The organism is Paractinoplanes bogorensis, from assembly GCF_018829635.1.
Lineage (GTDB): Bacteria > Actinomycetota > Actinomycetes > Mycobacteriales > Micromonosporaceae > Actinoplanes > Actinoplanes bogorensis.
Window position 1 is genome coordinate 162,491 of record NZ_JAHKKG010000005.1, and the last position, 23,221, is coordinate 185,711.

At 70.3% G+C, this 23,221-nt stretch carries 19 protein-coding genes and 1 pseudogene; 5 read left to right on the forward strand and 15 right to left on the reverse strand.

The genetic code is table 11. From position 1 onward, the window contains the following. Genes KOI35_RS16175 through KOI35_RS16190 form a run of 4 tightly spaced genes read right to left on the reverse strand, consistent with a single transcriptional unit; the run spans position 1 to position 4,026 of the window. On the reverse strand, positions 1-864 hold the full coding sequence (locus tag KOI35_RS16175; protein WP_215788281.1) for a ketose-bisphosphate aldolase: 864 nt from the start codon (positions 862-864) through the stop codon (positions 1-3). 27 nt (positions 865-891) lie between these two features. Beyond that, entirely contained in the window at positions 892-1,746 is an 855-nt protein-coding gene (locus KOI35_RS16180) for a carbohydrate ABC transporter permease (RefSeq protein ID WP_215788282.1), read from the reverse strand. Next, positions 1,746-2,681, reverse strand: a complete 936-nt coding sequence (locus KOI35_RS16185) for a carbohydrate ABC transporter permease (protein WP_215788283.1) — start codon at positions 2,679-2,681, stop codon at positions 1,746-1,748. Before KOI35_RS16185 ends, KOI35_RS16180 begins: the two co-directional genes overlap by 1 nt. A 58-nt stretch (positions 2,682-2,739) precedes the next feature. Further along, the gene (locus KOI35_RS16190) at positions 2,740-4,026 is read right to left on the reverse strand and encodes an ABC transporter substrate-binding protein (RefSeq protein ID WP_246613240.1); all 1,287 of its coding nucleotides are present in this window, start codon (positions 4,024-4,026) and stop codon (positions 2,740-2,742) included. A 289-nt stretch (positions 4,027-4,315) separates the two neighbouring features. Between KOI35_RS16190 and KOI35_RS16195 the strand changes: the two genes are divergently transcribed. Beyond that, entirely contained in the window at positions 4,316-5,143 is an 828-nt protein-coding gene (locus tag KOI35_RS16195; RefSeq protein ID WP_308121028.1) for a DeoR/GlpR family DNA-binding transcription regulator, read from the forward strand. On the opposite strand, the gene KOI35_RS16200 is transcribed toward KOI35_RS16195, so the two are convergent. The 9 genes from KOI35_RS16200 to KOI35_RS16240 all read right to left on the reverse strand — a co-directional run bounded on the left by KOI35_RS16200 (position 5,140) and on the right by KOI35_RS16240 (position 14,774). After that, a complete protein-coding gene (locus tag KOI35_RS16200; RefSeq protein WP_215788285.1) occupies positions 5,140-5,724 on the reverse strand; it encodes a dihydrofolate reductase family protein in 585 nt (194 codons plus the stop codon). The two genes, KOI35_RS16195 and KOI35_RS16200, sit on opposite strands and share 4 nt — an antisense overlap. A gap of 3 nt (positions 5,725-5,727) precedes the next feature. Further along, positions 5,728-6,534 carry a metalloregulator ArsR/SmtB family transcription factor gene (locus KOI35_RS16205; RefSeq protein WP_215788286.1) on the reverse strand — a complete coding sequence of 269 codons (807 nt, stop codon included), beginning with the start codon at positions 6,532-6,534 and terminating at the stop codon, positions 5,728-5,730. A 47-nt stretch (positions 6,535-6,581) separates the two neighbouring features. Next, positions 6,582-8,081 carry a GGDEF domain-containing protein gene (locus KOI35_RS48930; RefSeq protein ID WP_215788287.1) on the reverse strand — a complete coding sequence of 500 codons (1,500 nt, stop codon included), beginning with the start codon at positions 8,079-8,081 and terminating at the stop codon, positions 6,582-6,584. Positions 8,082-8,188: 107 nt separating this feature from the next. After that, positions 8,189-9,520, reverse strand: a complete 1,332-nt coding sequence (locus KOI35_RS16215; protein WP_215788288.1) for an FAD-binding oxidoreductase — start codon at positions 9,518-9,520, stop codon at positions 8,189-8,191. Between the two features lie 22 nt (positions 9,521-9,542). After that, positions 9,543-10,148, reverse strand: coding sequence for a response regulator transcription factor (locus tag KOI35_RS16220; protein ID WP_215788289.1), 606 nt, complete (start codon positions 10,146-10,148; stop codon positions 9,543-9,545). Further along, complete coding sequence (locus tag KOI35_RS16225) at positions 10,145-10,594, reverse strand: histidine kinase (protein ID WP_215788290.1); 450 nt, start codon at positions 10,592-10,594, stop codon at positions 10,145-10,147. The genes KOI35_RS16220 and KOI35_RS16225 overlap by 4 nt, the downstream gene beginning before the upstream one ends. A 1-nt stretch (position 10,595) precedes the next feature. Next, positions 10,596-12,044, reverse strand: coding sequence for an MFS transporter (locus tag KOI35_RS16230; RefSeq protein WP_215788291.1), 1,449 nt, complete (start codon positions 12,042-12,044; stop codon positions 10,596-10,598). 97 nt (positions 12,045-12,141) lie between these two features. Then, positions 12,142-13,917, reverse strand: coding sequence for a sensor histidine kinase (locus KOI35_RS48935; RefSeq protein WP_215788292.1), 1,776 nt, complete (start codon positions 13,915-13,917; stop codon positions 12,142-12,144). A gap of 59 nt (positions 13,918-13,976) precedes the next feature. Further along, positions 13,977-14,774, reverse strand: a complete 798-nt coding sequence (locus KOI35_RS16240; RefSeq protein ID WP_246613241.1) for a Rossmann-fold NAD(P)-binding domain-containing protein — start codon at positions 14,772-14,774, stop codon at positions 13,977-13,979. A 144-nt stretch (positions 14,775-14,918) separates the two neighbouring features. On the opposite strand from KOI35_RS16240, the gene KOI35_RS16245 reads away from it, so the two are divergent. The 4 genes and pseudogenes from KOI35_RS16245 to KOI35_RS16255 all read left to right on the forward strand — a co-directional run bounded on the left by KOI35_RS16245 (position 14,919) and on the right by KOI35_RS16255 (position 18,974). Beyond that, positions 14,919-15,767, forward strand: coding sequence for a helix-turn-helix domain-containing protein (locus tag KOI35_RS16245; RefSeq protein WP_215788294.1), 849 nt, complete (start codon positions 14,919-14,921; stop codon positions 15,765-15,767). A gap of 27 nt (positions 15,768-15,794) precedes the next feature. After that, positions 15,795-16,991 (forward strand): annotated as a pseudogene (locus KOI35_RS16250) (DUF349 domain-containing protein); the annotation flags it as partial. 537 nt (positions 16,992-17,528) lie between these two features. Next, positions 17,529-18,020: a death domain-containing protein gene (locus tag KOI35_RS49240; RefSeq protein WP_369076854.1), complete on the forward strand. Its 492-nt coding sequence runs from the start codon at positions 17,529-17,531 to the stop codon at positions 18,018-18,020. 111 nt (positions 18,021-18,131) lie between these two features. After that, the gene (locus tag KOI35_RS16255) at positions 18,132-18,974 is read left to right on the forward strand and encodes an aldo/keto reductase (protein WP_215788295.1); all 843 of its coding nucleotides are present in this window, start codon (positions 18,132-18,134) and stop codon (positions 18,972-18,974) included. Between the two features lie 6 nt (positions 18,975-18,980). Here KOI35_RS16255 and KOI35_RS16260 read toward each other — a convergent pair whose 3' ends face one another. Further along, the gene (locus KOI35_RS16260; protein ID WP_215788296.1) at positions 18,981-19,793 is read right to left on the reverse strand and encodes a hypothetical protein; all 813 of its coding nucleotides are present in this window, start codon (positions 19,791-19,793) and stop codon (positions 18,981-18,983) included. A 336-nt stretch (positions 19,794-20,129) separates the two neighbouring features. Then, positions 20,130-23,219, reverse strand: coding sequence for a hypothetical protein (locus KOI35_RS16265; RefSeq protein WP_246613242.1), 3,090 nt, complete (start codon positions 23,217-23,219; stop codon positions 20,130-20,132). Positions 23,220-23,221: the final 2 nt, after the last annotated feature.

Sequence of the window (23,221 nt, forward strand, 5' to 3'; positions counted from 1 at the left end):
TCAGTAGAGCTTGGCCTTGCCGGCGGCGCCGAACAGCTCGATCTTCTGGGCGGCGACCTCGTTCATGGCCGCGATGCAGGCGGGCTGGATCGCGTTGGGCTCGCGGGTCTTGGGGTCGTTGCCCAGCACCTCGCGCATCTTGTTGTGGTAGGCGACCTTGATGTCGGTCGAGATGTTGATCTTGTTGATGCCGGTTCGCGCGGCCTCCCGGATCTCGTCGTCCGGGTTGCCCGAACCGCCGTGCAGCACCAGCGGGATGCCGACCCGGCCCTTGATCTCCTTGAGCAGGTCGAGCTTCAGCTCCGGCTTGAGGTGCGCCGGGTAGAAGCCGTGGAAGGTGCCGATCGCGATGGCGAGGCTGTCCACGCCGGTCTGCTTGACGTAGGTGACCGCGTCGTCCGGGTCGGTGTAGATGATCGTGTCGGAGCCGCCCTCGGCGTACGTGTCGTTGCCGCCGATGGTGCCGAGCTCGCCCTCGACCGAGACGCCGAGGACGTGGGCCGAGTCGACGACCTTCTTGGTGATGGCCAGGTTGTCGTCGAACGGCTTCATCGAGGCGTCGATCATGACCGAGGTGAAGCCGTACTGGACGGCCTGGAGGACCTGTTCGTAGGTGCCGCCGTGGTCCCAGTGGATCGCGATCGGCACGCTCGAACGGTGCGCCCGCTCGATGATGCCGGCGATCATGTCGCGGCCGATGTGCGCCACCTCGTCCGGGTGGATGGCCACCATGAGCGGAGCCTGAGTCTCCTCGCTGATCTCCACGATGCCCTTGAACATCGCCCAGTCGCTGATGTTGAAGGCGGGCACGGCGAAGTTGTGCTCGTTAGCGACGTCGAGGATCGCCTTGCCGGTCGTGAGCATTGCTGGGGTTCTCCTTTGAGAGGGGGGTCAGGCCTTGACAGCACCGGAGGTGAGTCCCCCGATGAACCGCCGCTGGAAAATCAGGAAGAGGACGAGAACCGGAATGGACCCGAGGATGCTCATCGCCATCATCTGGTTCCATTCGTACGAGTGCTGGCCCATGAGCAGCTGGATGCCGATCGGCACCGTGCGCATGTCGTCGGTCCGCGTGAGAGTGAGCGCGAACAGGTACTCGTTCCACGAGATCATGAACGTGTAGACACCGACCGCGATCAGACCCGGCACCGAGATCGGCACGAGGATCCGCCAGAGCGCGGTCCAGCTGTTGCCGCCGTCGACCTTGACGGACTCGTCCAGCTCTTTCGGCAGGGTGTTGAAGTAGGCGGTCATCATGATGATCGCGTAGGGCAGGGTGAACACCATGTGGGTGAGGATCAGGCCCGGGTAGGTGTTGTAGAGGCCGAGACCGACGACGAGACCGAAGTACGGAATGACCAGGGTGATCGGTGGAACCGCCTGGACACTCACGATCATGGCGTTGATGGTCTTGGACAGCGGGAAGGTGAAGCGGCTGAAGGCGTACGAGGCCAGGACCGCGACGAGCAGGGTCAGCACCGTCACCGCGATGGCGACGATGTAGCTGTTGAGGAAGAACCGCAACTGGGCGCCGTTGCCGAGGATCTGGGTGTAGGCGTCGAACGAGAAGTTGTCGCTGATCAGCTTGGGCGGGTTGGCGAACACCTCGCCGTTGGGCTTGAGCGACGTGGAGAGCATCCACAGCACCGGCAGGCCGGCGAACAGGCCGCCGAGGATCAGGCCGATGATGACGCCGGTCTTGGCCAGCGTGCGCCGGGACCGCAGGGTCGTGGTGGGGGCTGTCATCACCGCTCCCTTTGCTGACGGACGTAGAAGAAGGCGAGGACCATCGTCAGCAGCAGCACGATCACGGCGCTGGCCGACGCGGTCGAGAACTCGTACTCGCTGAACGCCAGCTTGTAGGTGAAGGTGCTCAGCATCTCGGTCGAGTTGAGCGGGCCGCCGCCGGTCATCATCCAGATCAGCGCGAACTGCTGGGACGTCCAGATCAGGTCGAGCACGGCCATGCTGATGATCACCGGGCGCAGCTGCGGGATCGTCACGTTCCAGAACTTCTGCCACGGGTTGGCCCCGTCCACGGAAGCCGCCTCGTACAGCTCACCGGGGATGCCCTGCAGGCCGGCCAGCAAACTGATCATGAAGAACGGGTAGCCCGACCAGATGTTCACGAAGGTCACGACCCAGAGGGCCGAACCCGGGTCGCCGAGCCAGTTCACACCGTCGGAGACGATGTTCAGGGTCGTCAGCAGGTAGTTGATCACGCCGGACGGGTCGAGCAGCAGCCGCCAGATGACGGCGATGACCGCGATCGTGAACAGCCACGGCAGCACGTAGACGACCCGGAAGATCGCCTTGGTGACCCCGCTCAGCAGCGGCGAGTTGAGCATCATCGCGAAGCCCAGGCCGAGCAGCAGGTGGGCCACCATGCTGACCGTGATGAAGATGAACGTGTTCTTCAGCGCGGCCAGGAAGTCCGGATCCTTGAGCACCGTGGCGTAGTTGGCGAACCCGGCGAAGACCGAGTTGTCCTGCACGATCACGTTGTCCCGGAACGAGTAGCTGATCACCATGATGATGGGGACCACCATCAGGACCACGATCAGGACCACGGTGGGGGACAGGTAGCCGAACGGCGTCAGGCGCCGGGCCCAGGAGTTCTTGCCGCGCGTGGGCGCCTCGGTCTCGGCCGACGGCGGTTTTTCCACAGTCAGGGATGTCATCGCTGTCTCCTTGGGTCGCCTCGCCGTGCCGGCGGACCGGCGCGGCGAGGCGGAACTGCTAACCGATAACCGAGGACCAGGAGTCCTGCGACTTGCTGAGAGCGTCGTCGACGCTCGACTTGCCGGTGAGCACCAGCTGCAGGTTCTCGTCGAAGCTGCGCATCAGGTCCTCCGACTTGGGCAGGCCGACGAACTCGTTGGCCGGGGTGCCCTCCTGATAGATCTTGAACGCTTCCTCGAACAGCGGGTCGCTGTTGCTGAAGTCCGGCTTCGCGTTCTTGTTGCCGGGGAAGCCGTTGGCCAGCGTGGCCAGCTCACCGTTGGTCTTCTGATCCATCAGGAACTGCACGAGCTTGAACGCCTCTGCCTTGTGCTCGGACGAGTTCGCGACGCCGATGCCCCAGGACGCGTACGGGATGCCGCGCTTGCCGGTGTAGCCGTCCTCGGCCGGGACCGGCGCGATGGTGAACTTCAGGTCCGGGGCGTTCTTCTTGACCAGGTTGATGTGCGCGAGCGAGTCGAACACCATGCCGACCTGACCGGTGGTGAACTTCTCGACCTTGTCCTGCTCCTTCATGGTGAGCGAACCGTCGGCGATCACGCCGGCGTCGTTCAGGCTCTTCACGTAGTCGACCACGCTCTTGACCTGCGGGGTGGTCAGCGCCGGCTTGCCGTCGGCCAGCATGGTGCCGCCGGAGGCCCAGAGCCACGACATGACGTCGTTCTGGATGCCGTTCGGCACGGCGGTGTCGAGCGGGAGCGCCCAGCCCTTCACGTTGCCGCCGGAAGCGCTGATCTTCTTGGCCGCGTCGAGGAACTCGGTGCGCGTGCTCGGCACCTTGCTGACGCCGGCCTTGGTGAGCAGGTCCTGGTTCACGAAGAGCGGGTAGACGAAGTTGACCACCGGGATCATGTACGTCTTGCCCTCGAGCTGGATCTGGCTGGCCAGCTGGCTCTGGTCGTAGCTCGCGTCGGTCATCAGCTTGGACAGGTCGGTGATCGCGCCCTGCTTGGCGAAGTCGTTGACCCAGGCGCCGTCGAGGCCGACCACGTCGGGCAGCGTCTTGGACGCCGCGCCGGTGACGAGCTGCTGCTTGGTCGACGCGTACGGGCCGCTCAGCAGCTTGACCTTGATGGTCGGGTTCGCGGTCTGGAACTCGTTAATGATCTTGTCGAACGATCCGGCGGGGAGCTCCGGAGCCCACCACTGGGCGAACTCCAGGGTCACGGTGCCGTCCGATGCTTCGTCCGAACCACCACCACCGCAGGCTCCCAGGGCGAGAGCGACCGTCGCGGCCGTGAGGGCCCCTATCAGTCGCGTCCGAGACGCCTTCCGAATGGCCATGTCGTGCTCCTTCTATAGAGAGGTCCTTCTGTTCTCTGCGAGGTTGGCGCCACGTTAGCAACGTGTTACGGAGGTTAACAAGAGAAAGAACCGCAGAATCTTGCGAAGTTCTGCAGACTGCGGCAAGACTTGGCCTGCAGCCGGTCGGGCTATTGCCGTGGGTTGCCCAGGTGATGCAGTATGTGCGACCTAGATGCCCAACTCTGCGGCTCTTCGCAGCTCTTCGCTGCGGCGTGCTTTGTTAACGCGAGGTTGTGGCATACTGCCGCACGACAACCGAGGGGGAGCGGTGAGCGTCGATAGAGACGACCGGCAACGGCATCTGCCGGCCGGGCGAAAGGCCCAGCTGGCGGCCTATGTGGCGGAGACCGGGCAGGTCACGGTCAGTGCGCTGGCCGAGCGTTTCGGCGTCTCCATCGACACCGTACGCCGTGACCTCGACCAGCTCAGTGCCGACGGGGTGCTCGTGCGCACGTACGGGGGAGCGGTCAGCCGCTCGACCCTGAACCGCACGGACCGCGCCGTCGACCAGCGCCTCAGCATCCAGGAGCAGGAGAAGGAGCAGATCGCCGAGCTCGCCGCGGCCCTGGTCGAGGACGGCTCGACGATCATGCTCAACGGCGGCACCACCACGCTGGCCGTGGCCCGGGCCCTGAGCCAGCACCGCGAGCTCACCGTGGCGACGAACAATCTGCTGGCGCCGTCCGCGCTGCCGGCGAGCGCGATCCGCGACATCTACGTGTTCGGCGGCGCCGTGCGCGCGCTGACCCTGGCCACCATCGGGCCGGTCAGCTTCCGCGCCAACGGCGGCGCCGACCTCGACATCAGTTGCGACCTGGCGCTGATCGGCGTCGGTGCGGTCTCGCCCGACGCCGGTTACACGACAAGCAACCTGGCCGAGGCCGCGATGATGCAGGAGATGGTCTCGCGCGCGACCCGGGTGGCCATCCTGGCCGACTCGTCGAAGTTCGGCCGGCGCCTGTTCGCCCAGGTCTCCGAGCTGTCGGCGGCCGACTACCTGGTCACCGACAGCATGCCCCCGCGCGACCTGCGCGAGGCCCTGACCGAGGCCGGGGTCGAGATCATCACCCCGGCCGCAGGTCGGGCGCGTCCCTAGCGCACCCGGTCGTAGACCAGGGACAGCTCGCCGTGCTCACCGGCCGCCTGGCCGGCGAGCTGCCACTTCGCCGCGGGCAGGGCGTCGTCGAACAGGCGCGGGCCGCCGCCCAGGAAGATCGGGAAGACCATCAGCGCGAGCCGGTCGACCCGGTCGGCCGCCAGCAGCGCCTTGATGACGCTGGCGCTGGACAGCACGAGGATGTCGCCGCCGCCGTCCTTCCGCAGGGCGTCCACCGCGTCGGGGGCGGGCCGGTCGGCAATCGTCGTGCGCTCCCAGGGTGCCTCCCCGAGCGTGGACGAGAGCACCACCTTGTCCGTCTCGACCAGCCACTTCGCGAACGCCTCGTCGCGCGGGTCGGTGCCCTCGGCCCCGATCACGGTGGGCCAGAAACCCATGAACCCCTCGGCGTTGAGCCGCCCGAGCAACGCCGTCGAAGCGGGCTCCCACAGGCTGGTCAGGTGGGCGCGGGCGACGTCGCTGATCGCGTACGGCATCACCCAGCCCATGTCCTGCGGACCGTTCGGCGAGGCGTAGCAGCCGTCGAGGGACAGGCTCATGTTGGTGACTACTCGGCGCATGGGTCAGGCTCCTTCTGGTAAACGGGAGGTCAGCCGATCGAGGCTCTGGCCGAAGCCGATCTCGATGCCGGCGATGAAGTCGGCCGCGTCGGTGGCGCTGCCGGTGATGCGGTAGTCGACGGCCAGGGCGGTGCCCGGCCCGTCCGCGACCAGCGCGAACGTGACGTGGGCGGTGAAGGCGGGACTGCCGTCGGGCAGCAGGGGCGACAGCCGGTACGCGAGACGCTCGCCCGGCCGCACGTCGTCGACGACGCCGACGGCCCGGCCCGCGACCGGCTCGGAAGCGCCGGTGTCCTCGGCGTCGCGGTACTCCTGCACGATCCGGCCGCCCGGCCGTGCCTCGAACACGAGCTCGGAGACGCGCAGGTCGTCCGGTGCCCACCACGCGGCCAGCCGGTCCGGTTCGGTCAGGTGGCGCCAGACGATCGCCGGCCCGGCCGCGAGGATGCGTTCGAATCGGAACGCGCGACCGTCGGCCCACCCCGTCTGCTGGGCGGCCCCGCGTTCGGCGCCGAGGCTTTCCCCGTACGCGGAAAAGGTCTTGCTGCTGGTCTCGGCGAGCCCGGCCAGGTGCTCGAGGGCGGTCGCCAGCTCGCGCAGGGCCTCCGGCCGGAGCGCGTAGATGCGGCGCTGACCGGTTCGTAGGGAGGAGACCACCCCGGCGCGCTCGAGGGTCTGCAGGTGCTTGGTGGTCTGCGGCTGACGGGCGCCGGCCAGCTCGGCCAGGACGCCGACCGGGCGTGGGCGCTCGGCCAGCAGACCGACGAGTTGCCACCGGGCCGGATCGCCGAGGGCGGACAGGACTTCCATGGACAGAATTATTCTCTCAACAGAATATTCCTGTCAAGGAATACTTTCTAACGAGTGGCGGAGACGAACACCCGGTTCCGGCCGGCCCGCTTGGCCGCGTAGAGGGCGGCGTCGGCCCGGGCCAGCAACACGTCGGCCGACTCGTTGCCGTTCCACTGCGCGGCCCCGGCCGAGAACGTCTGCCCCAGCGGGGTGACGGCCTGCAGCCGTTCGATGATGTGGTCGGCGTCGGCCAGCCGGGAGTGATCGAAGATCGCGCCGAACTCCTCGCCGCCGTACCGGGCCAGCAGATCTTCCGGGCGCAACTGCTCGCGCCAGGCCGCCGCGGCCACGGTCAGCAACTCGTCGCCGCCCTGGTGGCCGTGCTCGTCGTTGAACCGTTTGAAGTGGTCGAGGTCGAGGATGGCGACCACGACCGGGGTGCCGTGCCGCTGGGCGGCCGCGATCCGGCGGGTCAGCTCCAGATCCCACGCCCGCCGGTTCGGTAAGGCGGTCAGCGCATCGATGTGCGCGACGGCATTCAGTTGGTCCGCCTTGTCCTGCACCTGGCCGACCAGATCGACCATCCGCAGCGTGACCAGGAAGAAGAGCAGGATGCAGCCGCTCCCGGCGGCCAGCCAGCCGACCCGGCCGTGCTGCAGGAACCCCTGGGCGATGAGCAGGCCGGGCGCTCCCATACAGGCCAGGTTGACCAGCAGGACGCGCCGCGGCGACATCTCGGCCGTCGGGCGTACGGGCCGCCCGGTCAGCTTGCGCATCGACGGGTGCAACGCGGCCCCGGCCATCAGGAACCCGGACAGCGAGCTCACCGACCGGATGTCCGGTGCCGCCGCCGCGAACAGCGACGGCAGCAGGGTGGCCATGTGGGTGATCGTCTGCAGCAGCAGCGACGCGCTGATCTGCCAGAACGCCGCGTTGCGGAGGCCGCGCGAGGTGAAGAACCGGACCAGGACGCTGAGCAGCAGCACGTCGCCGAACGGGAACAGCGCCACGAACATGTCGCCCGGCAACGCTGATCTGACCCGCAGCAGCGGCGTGATGACCAGCATCCAGCAGGCCATCGCGAGCCCGACGCTGATCATCGCGGTGTCCAGCAGACCGGCCCGGTCCTGCCGCCACGACCCGCCGCGGACGATCGCGAGCAGGGCGATCGCCTCCAACGGGTACACGGTCATGAACACCGTGAAGGCGGTGGTGGTGGCGCCCGACCACCAGATGCCGTAGCCGGCCACGGTGATCAGGCCGACCGCGGCCAGCAGGAGCCAGGGCCAGCGCGGCCGGGGCCGGTTGAGCAGGACGCCGGCCACGATCCCGATGGTGAACAGCAACGGCATGGTCAGGGTCATCAGGCCGCCGACCGGGCCGGTGGGGGTGGTGAGCATCTGGCCCGTGCAGAAGGCGGCCGCGAGACCGAGCCAGACCAGCCAGATCCTTCGCAGCCGGGCCACCCGGGCCGGGTCGGGATCCGGGGCCGGTTCGGGCGCACGGATCTCCGCCACGTCGACCGGCTGATCCGGGTCGGCATGGTTCAGCAGGGAGTGCGTCACCTACGCCTCCTGGTGATGGTCACGTCGCCGTGTTCATCATCAGCAGTCGCGGGCGGCCCGGGGGCGATTCTGGCCGATCCCGCATCCGCGGGCGGACTGTCTGCTAGTCAGGCCGGCCGGATGTTGGCGTTGAAACGGAACATGTTGCCCGGGTCGTAGCGGCGCTTGATGGAGGCGAGGCGCGCATAGGTGGGACGCGGATAGATCTCGTGCAGCCGGTCCTGGGCGTCCTCGTGGGTGAAGTTGACGTAGGCGCCGTGCTGGGTGTGCTTGAGGTCGGTGAGCAGGCCGTGCAGCCAGGCGGTCTGCTCGCCGAGCTCGGCCGGGTCGGCGAAGACGGCCGCGGCGGCGATCATCAGGCGGCGCTCCCGGTGGGCCATGGCGGTGGCGCCGGACGGCACCCGGGCCATCGCGCCGCCGAGCACGCGCAGCTGGAGGACGGCCGGCTCGGCGGTCGCCGATTCGAGGTGGCGCAGGGCGACGGCCAGATCCGGCTCGCTCAGTTCGTCGGCGAACCAGGTGCGGCCCACGCTCAGAGGATGGATCCCGGTTTCCTCCTCTCCGGCGAACATTTCCCCGTACGCCATCGGCCGCACCAGATCGGCGATCGGCTCGGCCAGGGCACGCAGGGGAGCCACGGCGCGCTCGCCCGCCTCCGGATCGCCCGCGTGGACGATGTTGGCCATCGCGACCGGGCGGCCGTGCCAGCGTTCGGGCAGGAACGGCAGCGGCGGGGCGGTCATCACGTTGAGAATGCTCGACAGTTCCTCGGGCGCCGCATCGGAGACGGCCAGGTAATCGGCGAGGACATGACTGGTGGCCGGCAGGACGAGCAGCCCGCCCAGCACGGTGGACACCGGGTGGAGCCGGAACTTCAAGCGCGTGACCACGCCGAAGTTGCCGCCGCCGCCCCGGATCGCCCAGAACAGGTCGGGGTGGGTCGACTCGTCGGCCCGGACGAGCTCGCCGTCGGCCGTCACCACCTCGGCCGCGAGCAGGGCATCAATCGTCAGACCATGTTTGCGTACGAGATAACCGACGCCCCCGCCCACGGTCAGCCCGCCCAGCCCGACCGATCCGGTGTCACCGAACCCGGTGGTCAGCCCGTGCTCACCCGCCGCCGCGACGTACTGCGCGGCGGTCACGCCCGGTTCGGCCCAGGCCGTATGAGTTGTGGGATCGATCGTCACGGAACGCATGAGTGACAGGTCGAGCACGATCGCGTCGTTCTGCACGCCGTGCCATCCGTGCCCGCCGCTGCGCACCGCGAGCGGCACATGTGCGTCCCGTGCATACCGGATCACGGCCGACACGTCGGCCGCATCGACGGCCCGCACGATCATCGACGGGTGGCGGTCGACCCGGCCCAGGAAGACCCGGCGGGCCCGGTCGTAGTTGTCGTCGCCGGGGCGGATGACCTCGGCGGTGAGTCCCAACATGTCTGATTCCTTTCGGGGGTGGTCAGATCCAGCCCGCGCGCTCGGCCGCCCGGATGGCGCCGATCCGGTTGCGGGCACCGGTCTTCGCGATGGCGTTGGACAGGTAGTTGCGGACCGTGGCCGGGGAGAGCGACAGCATCCGGCCGATCTGCACGGTCGAATGGCCGTCGCCCGCGATGCGCAGCACGTCGGCCTCGCGGGTGGTGAGCGGGCTGGCCCCGGTGTCGAGGGCGGCCGCGACCAGGTCGGGGTCGACGACGCGCCCGCCCGCGGCGACCCGGCGGATGCCGTCGACGAGGGTCTCGACCGGGGCGTCCTTCACCACGAAGCCGCGGACGTGGGCACTCAGCGCCCGCAGCAGATTGCCCGGGCGGCCCAGCCCGGTGAGGATGATGATCTTGCAGTCGGGCAGGTGGCGGTGCAGTTCCTCGGCCGCGTCGAGCCCGCTGATCCCGGGCAGATCGATGTCGAGCAGCGCGATGCCGGGCCGCACGTCCAGGGCGGCCGGCATGATCTCGTCGCCCCGCCCGACGTCGGCCACCACCTGGAGCCCGGGCTCGAGCGCGAGCAACGCGACCAGGGCCTTGCGGATGATCGGCATGTCCTCGGCGATCAGGATCCGGATCATCGGGGCACCTCCACGGTGAGCGGGGGACGACCGCCGCCGTCGTTCGTCATGACCAGCCGGACCGAGCCGCCCTGATTGCTCACTTCGATGTCGCACCGGCGGGCCGTGCCGCGCTGCAACACATTCAGGACCTCTTCCCGTACGGCGGTCACAAGCGCTTCCTCGACTACGGCTCGCCGGTCCGGGGTGCCGTCGGCCGTCCGGTCGGTGACCGTGGTGCGCACGCCGGCCGCCAGCAGCAGGGCCGCGGCCCGCTCGAGCACCCCGGCCAGCCGCGCGGGCGGACCGTCGTGCGCCGGACGGGTGGCCCACAACGCGTGGCGGGCCACCTCGGTCAGCGTCTCGAGATGGACCCGCGCTGCCTCCGGGTCGTGCGGGAGGCAGCGCAGGGCCGCGCTGCCCTGGTACGCCACGGCGGCGAGGGCCTGGGCCAGCGCGTCGTCCATCTCAGCCCACCGGTTCCAGGGCGGGCTTGCGCCGCAGCACGCGCAGGGTGAGCACGGCCATCAGCGCGAACAGGACCGCACCGACGACGCCGACCACGTGGACCGCGTCGGTGAACGCCACCCGCGCGACGTCGAGGAACGGGGTTCCGGCGGCGGCCGCGACCGATTCCCGTACGGGCTCGGCCCCGGGCGGCAGACCATGGCGATAGACCGCCGTGGCCACGCTGCCCAGGAACGCGACCCCGACCGCGATGCCGAACTGACCGCCGGTCTCGTTGACCGAGGCCACCGAGCCGGCCCGGTCGACCGGCACCGCGCCCAGCATCAGCCCGAGCAGCAGGCTCATCGGCAGGGACAGCCCGATCGTGGCCACGGTAAGACCGGTCACCAGCCGGCCGATGCCGTCGTACGGGCCGGCTCCGGTGATCACGAGCATGCCCGCCGCGGAGATCAGCAGGCCACCGCCGGCCAGGTGGACCACCGGCCACCGCCGGGCCAGCACCGGCGCCAGCAGGGCGGTGACTGCCATCGCGGCGTTCGCCGGCAGCATCCACAGGCCGGCCTGCAGCGGGGTCAGGCCGAGGACCGACTGCAGGTACAGGGTGGCGGTCAGTTCCGCCCCGGCCATGACAACTCCGCCGCCGAGCATGACCGTGATGCAGGTGGCGACCGTGCGGTTGCGGAACAGGCTCAGCTCGAGCAGGGGATGGGCGAGGACGGCTTGACGGCGTACGAAAGCCAAAGCCACTGCGACGCCGGCCGCGACCTCGGCCACTGCTGTCGCCGACCAGCCGTGGTGCGCGAGGGTCTTGCCGCCGTGGATGATCAGCAGCACGGCGGCCAGCGACATGGCCAGGCTGGGCAGGTCGGGCCGGGGTGCCTCGCGGTCGCGGAACTCCGGCAGCGCGGCCGGGCCCACGATCAGCAGAAGCACCATGACCGGTACGCCGAGCAGGAACGCCGAGCCCCACCAGAACGACTCCATCAGCACGCCACCGACCAGCGGACCGAGCATCATGCCGCCGGTGAAGGAGGCGAACCAGATGCCGAGAGCCTGGTTGAGGTGCCGCTGCTCGGGACACAGCGACCGGAGCAGCGCCATGGTCGACGGCATGATCGTCGCGCCCGCGATGCCGAGGACCGCGCGCGCCCCGATCAGCGTGGCCGGGGTGGGGGCGTACGCGGCCAGGATCGACGCCACCCCGAACGCGGCCGCCCCGGCCAGCAACAGCCGGCGCCGGCCGAACCGTTCGCCGATCGCGCCCATGGTGACCAGGAACCCGGCGAGCAGGAACGAATAGATGTCGAGGATCCACAGCTGTTCCGTACTGCTCGCGCCCAGCTCGGCGCTCAGCCGGGGGAGGGCCACGAACAGCACGCTGGTATCGAGCGAGAGCAGCAGGGTGGGCAGGGCCAGGACCGCGATTCCGCGCCATTGCCGGCCCGTCATGCCGCTGGCTTCATCGCCGCGGCGACGTCGCCGACCGGCCGGTTCACGAAGATCTTGGTGGTCATGTCTCCTCGTTTCGTCTGTTTCGCTTACCGGATCAGCCTGGCCGGGGCGGGCCGCTCGCCGTAGATTCCGATGTCGCCGGTCGGGCGGGACGTTTGTCATCGACCGGGATGGTGACGCGAAGGCGGAACATCCCGTCGCCGTGCGGCCCGGCGGTCAGCGCGCCGCCGGCGGCCTCGACGCGCTCGGCGAGATTGCGCAGGCCGCTGCCGGGGCCGGCCGTTCCCGCGCCGTCGTTGACGATCTCGAGGGTGGCGACGCCGTCCTTCTCGAACAGGTGGATCGCGCACTGCCGTACGGTGCTGTGCCGGATCACGTTGGTGACGCCCTCGCGCAGCACGGTCGCGAGCACGGTCTGCACGGCCGGCGGCAGCGGCGGCGGATCGGCCGTGATGTCGGCCGTGGGCAGGGTGGACCGGGCCACCCGCAGCTCGTCGTCCAGAGACAGGTCACGGTCGCCCGCGGTGACCAGGCCGATCTCGGTCCGTGCGTTCCGGGCGATCTCGGCGATCTCGGCCAGCTCGCCCGCGGCCGCGCCGGCGGGCAGGCGCCGGGCCAGTTCGGCCTTGAGCGCGATCGCCGACAGGCCCAGGCCGAGCAGGTCGTGCAGGTCGCGCGCGAACCGGACCCGCTCGGCGGCGACGGCCGCGGCGGCCAGCTCGGCCCGCATCCGGACGAGGTCACGGACCAGCCGGGCGTTGCGGGTCATGGCATAGGTCGCGAGCCCGATGACGATCGTCCCGGTGAACAGCGTGACCGCCTCGCCGAGATGCGGCGGCGACTGCGCCCACCGCCAGACGCCGTCGACCGCCACCACGACGGTGAACCCGGCCCATCCGTACGCTCCACGCAGGACCAGCAGGCACGACCCGGCGAGCAGACCCCGGCCGCCGGCCGGCCAGCCGTCGGCCAGCGCCATCGGCACCAGCACGACCGCAGCCTGAACGATCAGCGCGAGCACCGGCGGCGGGGTCGTCCGGGTCGTCCGGCTGATCCAGCCCGCCTGCAGTCCGATGGTGGCGACGGCGCAGGCCACCGCGGCCGGCCCGCCGTGGGCCTCGTGCACCCGGATGAGCATGGTGGTCAGCCAGATGGCCAGCAGGGCGTGGACGAGTCCGTCGGCGCCCCGCACGGCCCGGGCCATCGGCTCGGGCGGCACGAACACCGGGCCCGAGTCGCGGTGGTCGCGGGCGAAGGCGCGCATCCCGGCCAGCGCCTGCCGGGCGACCGTGAGCAGCTCGGTCACCGGCGCCGGGCGCTGCCGGGCCCGCGCCTCGATGATCAGGAGGCTCCCGGCCAGCCGGGACTCGAGCTCGTGGGCGAACCGGAGGCGTTCCCGGGCCACCGCGGCCGTGCCGAGCGCCCGGCGGGTGCGGTGCAGCTCGACCACCAGCAGGCCGAGCCGGGTGAAGCCGTACACCTGGATCATGAACGCGGCCAGCGACAGCGGGGTGGCGGGCGGGAACGGCCAGAGATAGCCGAGGGTGCCGCTCACCACCACGAGGGCGAGCGGCACCGACCATCGCCTGCGCAGCACCAGCGGCGCGGTGGCGGCGACCAGGCTGGGCAGGGCGATCCAGGCGCTCCGGTAATAGATCACCGGAACACCGCACAGAACCGCATGCAGGGCGAGCATCCGGTACGCCAGGGGGCCGTGCAGCCGTCCGGCCGCGCGGCTGAACCACAACTGGACGGCGGCGATCGCGGACAACAGCAGGACGGCCGCCACCAGTTCCGGGCCCCAGGCGTGGGCCGTGAGCACCCATGCGCCCGCGCTCACGCACGTCGCCACGATGAGCGTGTCGGCCACGACACGGATCGCGCGGAGTCCTCTCGTGGCCCCCGTCGTGGCAACGTCGTGAGGCATTTTCAGGCGGCTGCCTTCTTCATCTCGGCTGCGAACTCCTCGAATCGGCGGGCCGGGCGGCCCAGGGCCTGCTGCACGCCGTCGGCCACCGACCTGTTGCGGCCGTCCATGACCTCGGTGAACAGGTAGGCCAGCAGGTCGATCAGGTCGGCCGGCAGACCCGCGGCGGCCAGTTCGGCCCGCCACTCGTCCACCGGCACCGCGATCGCCTGGGCGCCCAGCAGCTCGGCCGCCTGTGCGAAGGTGAGCAGCTCGGGGCCGGTGACCTCGTACAGCCGGCCCTCGTGGCCCGGCTCGGCCAGCGCCTTGGCCGCGACCTCGGCGACGTCCTCGACGTCGACGAACGGCTCCGGCATGTCGATCACGGGCAGCGTCAGCGTGCCGGCCGCGATGTAGCCGGCGAGCGCGCCCTCGTCGAAGTTCTGCGCGAAGAACGAGCACCGCACGATCGTCGTGTCCGGCGCCACTACGCGTACGGCCTGCTCGGATGCCAGCGCGGTCTCCTCGCCGCGCCCGCTCAGCATGACCAGCCGCTCCACGCCGTGTGCCCGCGCGGCCTCGGCGAAGGCGGCGACCTTGGCCCCCGCCCCCGGCATGGCGATGTCCGGTGCGTACGCGAGATACGCCGCGCGCACCCCGGTCAGGAACTCCGGCCATCGCGCCGGCGCATCCCAGTCGAAACCGTCGGAACGGGTGATCCCACGGGCGTCGATCCCGAGGTCGGTGAGCCGGGCGAGCACGCGTCGCCCCGTCTTGCCCGTCGCGGCTGTCACCAGCACGGGCCCCTGTGCATTCGTCATGCCCATGAGCCTGGGCGGCGCCCGCCGAGCCAACCAGCACTGAACCTTGGGTATCCACGACGTGGTCTGGCTACGCCGCGACCGTCACGTCACCCTGGCCCTACCGCCGTACACTTCGGCCACCCGGCCGGAAGGAGTGCAGCGGTGTCCCGCCCGCAGAACAGGCTCGCGGCGCTCGGCGAGTTCCTTCGCCTCCGTCGCGGCGCGTTCGATCCCGGGCAGTTGCCGCTGCCCAGCTACGGCCGGCGGCGCGTCCCGGGCATCCGCCGAGAGGAACTGGCCCTGATGGCCGGCGTGAGCGTCTCCTACTACACGCGCATCGAGCAGGGTGCGGTCACCGCGTCCGAGAGCGTGCTCGAGGCGATCGCCACCGCGCTGCGGCTCGACCAGCAGGACCGCGCCCAGATGTTCCGGCTGGCCCGCAGCGAACACGCCCCGGCCGAGCCGGAACAGCTGACCGGCACACTGCAACTCATCCTCCGCACGCTGCACGAGGTGCCGGCCGGGGTGCTCGGGCGCTCGATGAACATGCTGGGCTGGAACCGCCTCGCCCACGCGCTGTTCGCCGACCACCTGCCGTTCGAGACGCCGTGGGCCACCGAGGGCACGCTGAGCTGGGCGCGGCTGCTGTTCCTGGACGACAAGTGCCGGGGTCGGTTCGCCCGCTGGGAGATGCAGGCGCAGGACATGGTGGGCCGGCTCCGGGCCGCCCAGGCGCGCCACCCCGACGACCCGGCGCTGGCGTCGGTGGTGGCCGATCTCCGTGCGGCCAGTCCCGAGTTCGCGGAGTTGTGGGCGGCCCATCCCGTACGGGACCACTCGCTGGGTGATGTCTACCTGGCACACCCGGCGTTGGGCGACCTGCAGTTGCGCGACACCGTGCTGCGCCCGGCCGAGGAGGACGACCAGCTGCTGATCCTGTTCCACGCCGAACCGGGCAGCGACTCCGAACGCAAGCTGGCCGAGTTGCGCCGCTCCCTCGAACAGCGCTGAGGTTGCGCGCCGCGCGACAATCACCACATGAACGACTGGACGGCCTTCGGGCGCGTGGATGCCGACGGCACCGTGTACGTGAAGACGGCCGAGGGCGACCGGGTGGTCGGCTCCTGGCAGGCGGGCACCCCCGAGGAGGGCCTGGCCCACTTCGCGCGGCGCTTCGCCGACCTCGTGACCGAGGTCGACCTGATCGAGGCCCGCCTCAAGTCCGGTATGGCCGATGCGTCGCACTCGCTCGCCACCGTCCAACGGGTGCGCTCGGAACTCGACGAGGCCCATGTGGTGGGCGACATCGACGGGCTCGCCCAGCGGCTGGACCGCCTGGCCGTTCTGGCCGGCGAGAAGGCCGCCGAGCAGCGGACGGCCCGCGAGGATCTTCGGACCGCGGCGGTCGCCCGGAAGTCCGCGTTGATCGAGGAGGCCGAGAAGATCGCCGCCGGCTCCACCAAGTGGAAGGTGGCCGGCGACCGGCTCCGGGAGATCGTCGACGAGTGGAGGACGATCCGTGGTGTCGACAAGAAGACCGACGGCGAGTTGTGGAGCCGTTTCGCGGCCGCGCGCGACGAGTTCACCCGCCGCCGGGGCGCCCACTTCGCCACCCTCGACGGCCAGCGCAAGCAGGCCCAGACGGCCAAGGAAGAACTGGTCACGGAGGCCGAGAGCCTGTCCGGGTCGACCGAGTGGTCGGCGACCGCCGGCCGGCTCAAGGAGCTGATGCGCGAGTGGAAGGAGGCGCCGCCGGCGGCCAAGGAGGCCGAGCAGCGTCTGTGGGAACGGTTCCGGGCCGCGCAGGACGCGTTCTTCGTCCGCCGCAGTGAGGCGTTCTCGGCTCGCGACGCCGAATACGCGGACAACCTGAGCCGGAAGCAGGCGATCCTGGCCGAGGTCGAAGCGCTCGACGTGGACGCCGACCCGCGCGGTGCGCAGAACAAGCTGCGCGACGCCCAGGCCGCGTGGCACGACGTGGGGCGGGTGCCGCGCGAGTCGGCCGCGTCACTGGATCGTCGCTGGCGGGTGGCCGAGGAGCGCATCCGGGTGGCGATGGACTCGGCCTGGCGCCGGACCGCCCCGCAGGACAACCCGCTGCTGCGGCAGATGCGCGAGCAGGTGGCCGAGGCCGAGCAGCGTCTCGAGCGGGCCCGGGCGTCCGGCGACCGGCGGCGGGTCAAGGACGCCGAGCGCGCACTGGCGTCGAAACGGCAGTTCCTCGCGCTGGCCGACACGACGGCTGCGGCCCGGGCCGGCCGGCCGTCCGGATCCGCCGGCGAGTCCTGGGTCCCGGCGGTGCCCGGGCACCGGGCGGCCGACGATCAGACGGTGACGGCGGAGGAACGGGACCGGGCGATCTCGGCCGTCTATCCGCGACCGGTGCGCAGGGCTTCGCGATCCATCGACGGAACGCTGATCGTCATTGCCGAACCTCTCCGGGACTCCGGCGACGACACTTCGGAGCGACCGGCGCACGCCTCGCTCAATGCCTATCTGGACACCGACGACGAGGATCTGGCCCGCCAGGTGTTCGACGCCGTGGACGTGATCGCGCGGCACTCGGGATTCGATGAGCTGTCGGCGAGCCGGATCGAGCGAGGGTCGGTCCGCCGGTTCGCCTCGGCCCAGCGGTCCGACCCGGCCGGCCCCCGTACGGGTGACATCGCCGACGCGTTGAGCGCCTCGGAGACGGACTCCGAGCACGACTCCGAAGCGCTCAAACTCATGGCGGAGCTGCTGCAGAGACTGCAGAACGTCGCGCAGGCGGCCATGCTGATACCGCCCAACCTCCTCCTGGTGCAGTACGACGACGGCGGCGGCCGGATCGTCGTCCTGCGCCCCCTGTCGAGAGCCGAGCTGGCAGTGCTGGCGGATCGGCCGGACATTCTGTCGCGACCCGCGAGAGCCCTGGACGCCCTGGCCGGCGCGGTTCGTGGCGGCGCGCCGGCCCGCCCTGGCCGCCCCGATGACGACGGCGATCGGCATCCCGTGGCGGCGCTCGGCGGCGACCTGCGGGCGGGCGACGTGACCTGGTCGGGTGCCTTCCGTGTCAAACTTTGCAGCCACCTGGGCCCGGACTGGCGTGAGCTGGCGGACTTCCTGGAAGTCGCCGGCCACGAGCAGGGCAAGTTCGGCGACGGCTACGAGGCGCGTGACCTCCTGAAGTACCTGGAACTGCGGGGACGGCTCGGTGAAGTGCCGGACGCGCTTCGCCAGATCGGCCGGACCGACCTGCTGGAATTCACCCACGGCATGCTCTGACTCCCTGGGTCGCCGCGCCCGGACGTGGGCCACGTCTCGTTCGCTCGGCGGGCCGCGTGCGCCGATCGGGCGTAGCTTCGGCGGGAGGAACCAGCGTAGGGAGTCGGACTTATGAGCACAGCGGATGCGAGCGCGGCCGGCACGATCGACCTCGGCGGGGACCTGACGGTGAACCGCCTCGGCTACGGTGCCATGCGGATCACCGGGGACGGCATCTGGGGTGAACCCAAGAGCCGCGACGAGGCCAAGGCCGTGCTGAGGCGCGTGGTCGAGGTCGGCGTGAACTTCATCGACACCGCGGATTCCTACGGGCCTGACGTGAGCGAAGAGCTGATCGCTGAGGCGCTGTATCCGTACGGGGAAGATCTGGTCATTGCCACCAAGGGCGGACTGGTGCGTCCCGGGCCGGGCGTGTGGGAGCCGGACGGGCGGCCCGAGCACCTGCGGTCGGCGCTCGAGGGCAGTCTGCGGCGGCTGCGGCTCGAGCAGATCCCGCTCTACCAGTTCCACCGGCCCGACCCCAAGGTGCCGGTCGAGGAGTCGGTCGGGGCGCTCGCCGAACTGAAGAACGAGGGCAAGATCCGGCACATCGGCGTCTCCAACTTCAACGAGGAGCAGCTGCGCGCCGTCCAGCGGATCACGCCGATCGTGTCGCTGCAGAACCGGTACAACGTGGACGACCGCACGTCGGAGTCGCTGGTCGACCTGTGCGAGCAGGAGCAGATCGTGTTCCTGCCGTGGGCGCCGATCCAGAACCTCGACGGCAACACGGCGGTGCAGGAGGCGGCGGCCAAGTACGGTGTGACGCCGTACGCGGTGGTGCTGGCCTGGCTGCTGGCCCGTTCGCCGAAGATCCTGCCGATCCCGGGCACCGGCTCGGTCGGCCACCTGGAGGAGAACGTCGCCGCGGCCGGTCTGAAGCTGACCCCGGCCGAGGTGGCCGCGATCCGCTGACCTCTTCTAGCCGGGGACCGCTACGGCTTCTAGCCGGGGGCCGTCGGTGCTGTCCTCGATCGCGATGACGGTGATCGGAGGGTGCAGCGGCCGGCTCCCGGTCAGCCGGACCGCGTCCTCGGAGAGGGGCTCCCGGGCGGGCCGGGCGGTCCGTCCCAGGCTGTCGATCGTGACGAACGAGACGCGGTCCAGGTCGGCGTCCGGCAATCCGACGCGTACGCCGCCGTCCTCGACGTGTGCCGTCAGCTTCAATGTCGGCGGTTCGGGATCGATGCGCTCGCTGCCGGCCTGCCCGAGCCGCATCAGGACCAGCATCGTGCGGGCCGCTCGGACGAGCACTACCTCGCTCGGCCGGTCGTAGCGGGCCCGCTCGCTCACCGCTTGCCAGCCGGCTCCGCTCGCGTTCGCGGCTTCGCTTGTGCGTGCCGCTTCGGGCTCGCGCGCTGCCTCGGTTTTGCGTGCTGCCTCGTGCGCGGTCTTCCTGAGGCGGTCGAACGTGGGCCGGAAGCCGGCTTCGTCCGTGTAACGGGCATGCGCCTGATCGGTCAGCAACGCCCACGCGGCGGAGATGTCGGCCTGCCGGACCAGAGTGTCGAACCGTGTCGCGGCATCCAGCGCCGGACCCCTGAGGTCGGGTTCGATGCTGCAGGCGCAGGCCGGCTTCGGGCGGTCGGCGATGACGGCGGCGGCGGTCACGGCCGAGGCGACGACCCCCACGACCAGGCCCGCAATGATCATTCGGCGCTTCGGCATGCGGGCTTGGACGTGGTCAGGGGCGGGCTCGGTTCCATCGGCGGTCGGTGGCGCGGGCGATGCCATGGACGAGACGGGCCAGCTCGGCGGCGCCGGACGGGTCGTCGGCATCGGACAGGGCAGTCCGGCTCGGTCCACCTTTTCGAACGGGCCGCCGATCGCGTGGTCGAGCAGGCTCTTGTGCGCGGCGGGGTCGATACCGGTCGCATCGAGGAACCAGCCGAGAACCGTGGTGCAGCAGCCGTACCAGGCGGACTGAATTCCGTGCGGTCACCGACTGCGGTCACCAGGTGGGCGACCGTGCGTTCCCAGCCGTCGAGGCCGTCGAGGCCGTCGGCGGCCAGGGAGGAAGCGGCGCCTTCACCGCACGCCAGGCCGGGGAGCCGGCTGTACCGGGTGTGGTCAGGGCTCGACTGAGGTGGGCGTCCGGGGTGCCTGGGTGCGATGGCGGCTGAGCGACAGGCCTGTGCCCAGCACGGCGAGAGCGAGACCGGTGCAGGTGAGCCATAGGGGCAGCTCAGGTGGGATGCCCAGGTAGGTGACCAGGCCCAGGATGCGGTGCAGACCCCACGGCAGCAGGGCCAGTTGGTCGTTCCAGAGGGTCAGAGACCTTTCCAGCCCGTACGTCCACAGGAGGGCGCCGAGCGCAGCGAGCGGGGCACTGGCGGAGAGGGCGACAGCGCCCGTGACCCGGCGGCGGGACCAGCCGTAGTGAGTGCGCAGCACGAAGCCGGTCGCGACGAACAGCCAGGCGAACAGGGCGAACGCGACCGTGACGTAGACGCTGCGGGCCAGCGGGTCGGTCCAGAACGCGAACCAGTAGTAGCCGGGCCCGCGGATCGCCAGCACGGCCAGCAGCAGGACGGTCCGGAGCAGGACCACGCCGCCGATCACGGTCCACAACGCGTAGGGGTCGCGCCGACCGACGAGCAGGCGGGCCGCGACCGCGAACAACACCCAGCACCCCATCGTCACCACAAGGTGCGCCGGCGCCGCGAACCAGGTGAAAACAGCGCGACTGAGCACCAGCACAGCCAGCGGGAACGCCACCACGAACCACCGCGGGCCGCTCCGCGGGTTGAGCGTTTCGTGTGGTGGGTCGGGCGTTGTGGGCGGCTGGTTGAGCGTTTCGTGTGGTGGGTCGGGCGTTGTGGGCGGCTGGTTGAGCGTTTCGTGTGGTGGGTCGGGCGTTGTGGGCGGCTGGTTGAGCGTTTCGTGTGGTGGGTCGGGCGTTGTGCGCGGCTGGTTGAGCGTTTCGGGCGGCTGGCTGGTCGGGTCTGCGCGCGTGATGCGCCACGGGGTCAGGGCGCCTCGCCACAGGTCGCGTATCGGGCGCCATTGCACGAACATGCTCGCTACGAGCAGAGCGAGCAGGATCCGGGCCGTCCAGGCCATGGCCGGGTCGCGGTCGAAACGCTCACTTCCCAGGTCGGCGGCCGTGAAGTTGTAGGCGGGCAGGTCGACACGGTGTCCGTAACGCGCAACGTGGGCTGTGCGGGCCTGATCGAAGGTGCGCGCGGCAGCCGTCCACTGATCGCGGGCAGTGGACGAACCGGTGTCCAGCCACTGCGCGCGGCGCAGGAACATCTCGCGGTAGGCGCCCAGCGTCTCGTACAGGTTGCTCTGGTAGTCGAGCGCGTCGAGCAGGCTCGTCCGGAGTTCGGGGGAGCGCCACTTCGCCGGGTCGGTGGCGGCGACGAGTGCGCGTTGTTCATGCGCGAGGGTGATCGCGCGTTGTCCGTCGGCGATTGTCCGGTCGACATCGCCGCGGCCGATCGCGTAGATGCTGTCCAGCACGGACGAGTCGCCGGTGACGATGTCCCACTCGAAGATCCACATCATCGGCGGCGGTTCCAGGCCGAGCGCCTTCACGGAGTTGTCCGCGTACGGTGCCAGATAGAGCCCTTTCGTGACCGCCTCGCGCGACATCGCGAACATCCGGCCGACCGCGGCGACCGTCGCCGGGTCGTCCGAGAACGTCTGCCGCACCCAGTCGGCGGTGATCGCGGCCGGATCGGTGTCCGGGGCGCGGGCGAGACGGCCCATCGCGTACGCGTTCAGGTCGTAGAGCTGCCAGAAACCGGTCCGCAGGTAGAGGGTCATCGGGCCGGCGTGCAGTGGGCCGCCGTCCTGGGTCCAGAGCCAGACGCCCTCGATGTGCGGGTTCTGGGCGAGCAGCTGCCCGAGCGCGTCGGCGTGCAGGGCGGTCAGGTCGTTAGGCAGCGAGCCGAAGCCCTCGAACTCGCGCCGCCCCTGGAACTCGACGATGCGGCGCTGACTGCCCACTCCGAGCGTCGTGTTGAGCGGCAGGTGGCTGTAGAAGTCGCCGAGCGTGAACTTGGTCGAGACGATCAGATGCGGATCGACCAGGTCGCCGAGCACCTGCCGGTACGACTCCGGGTTCGTGTGCAGGTCGCCGACCGCACCGACGCCGACTGTCCACGTACGGAAGATGATGTCCTTGTTCGTTTCGGCGGCCACGGCCAGGAACGCTTCGAGCATGGCGCGCACCTGCGCGGGCGTTGTCAGGGCGATCCGGGAGTAGTAGTCCCAGCCGGCCGCGCGGTAGGCCGAACCGCCCTCGCCCACCCGGACCATCAGGCCGGACGCGAACGGCATGCTCGCGAACAACTCGCGCAGCGCGGCCTGGTAGATCGGCCACGGATCAGTGTGCGTTTCCAGGTACGTCTCGAGCGGTCCGGACAGCGCGAGCATGTCCGTGAGGAAGTAAACGCGCATTCCCATGTCGGCCGCGTACGCGAAAACCGGCCGGAAAGCGCTCACCATCGCGCGTGCTCGCTCGATGTGCGCGTCCCCGTCGGCGTAGACGCCGTGCCCCGCGAACGTCACGTACTCGAGGAAGCCCGGGACGACGACCCCGTTGTAGCCCTGCGCCGCCGAGTGATCGATGAACTGCCGGAACTCCCGGCCGATCCGGTCCACCGCGTCCGGCGAGACCCACGGTGCTTCCGGCAGCAGCGCGCTCGTGACGATGTCGGTGTTGAGCGAGTAGTCGGTGCCGTCGCGCCACTCGGGGACGTCGGCGACCCGCCCGACCGACCCCACATCGGTGAGCCGCAGCCCCAAGCGGGGAGCAACTTGGCCGCTCGGCAGTGCCCGCCCCGCCCGGATCGCCGCGGCGACGTCGTACAGCCCGGCGACCGCCCCCGCCTCCCCGGCCGCGGTGAGCGTGAGCCCGTCGAGCCGGTAACTTTCGCCGGCGCTGTCTTCGCCCACAACGACCCGGAGAACACCCGGCCCGTCGGCGACCTCGGACACCGCTCGCGCCGCCACGTCGAGGCGATGCGTCCGGCGGCCCAGAGAGACAGACCCGATCGGGGATCGCACGGATGTGCGTTCGGTGGCCGCCGCCGCGGTCGGCTCGGCCATCACCGGCGCGGGTTCCCACGAGAGGCGCAGACCCTCGCTCAACCCGAAGGAGACGCCCATTCCCAGCGCCAGCAGCAGAAGAACCACCACGAGCCGGCGCATGC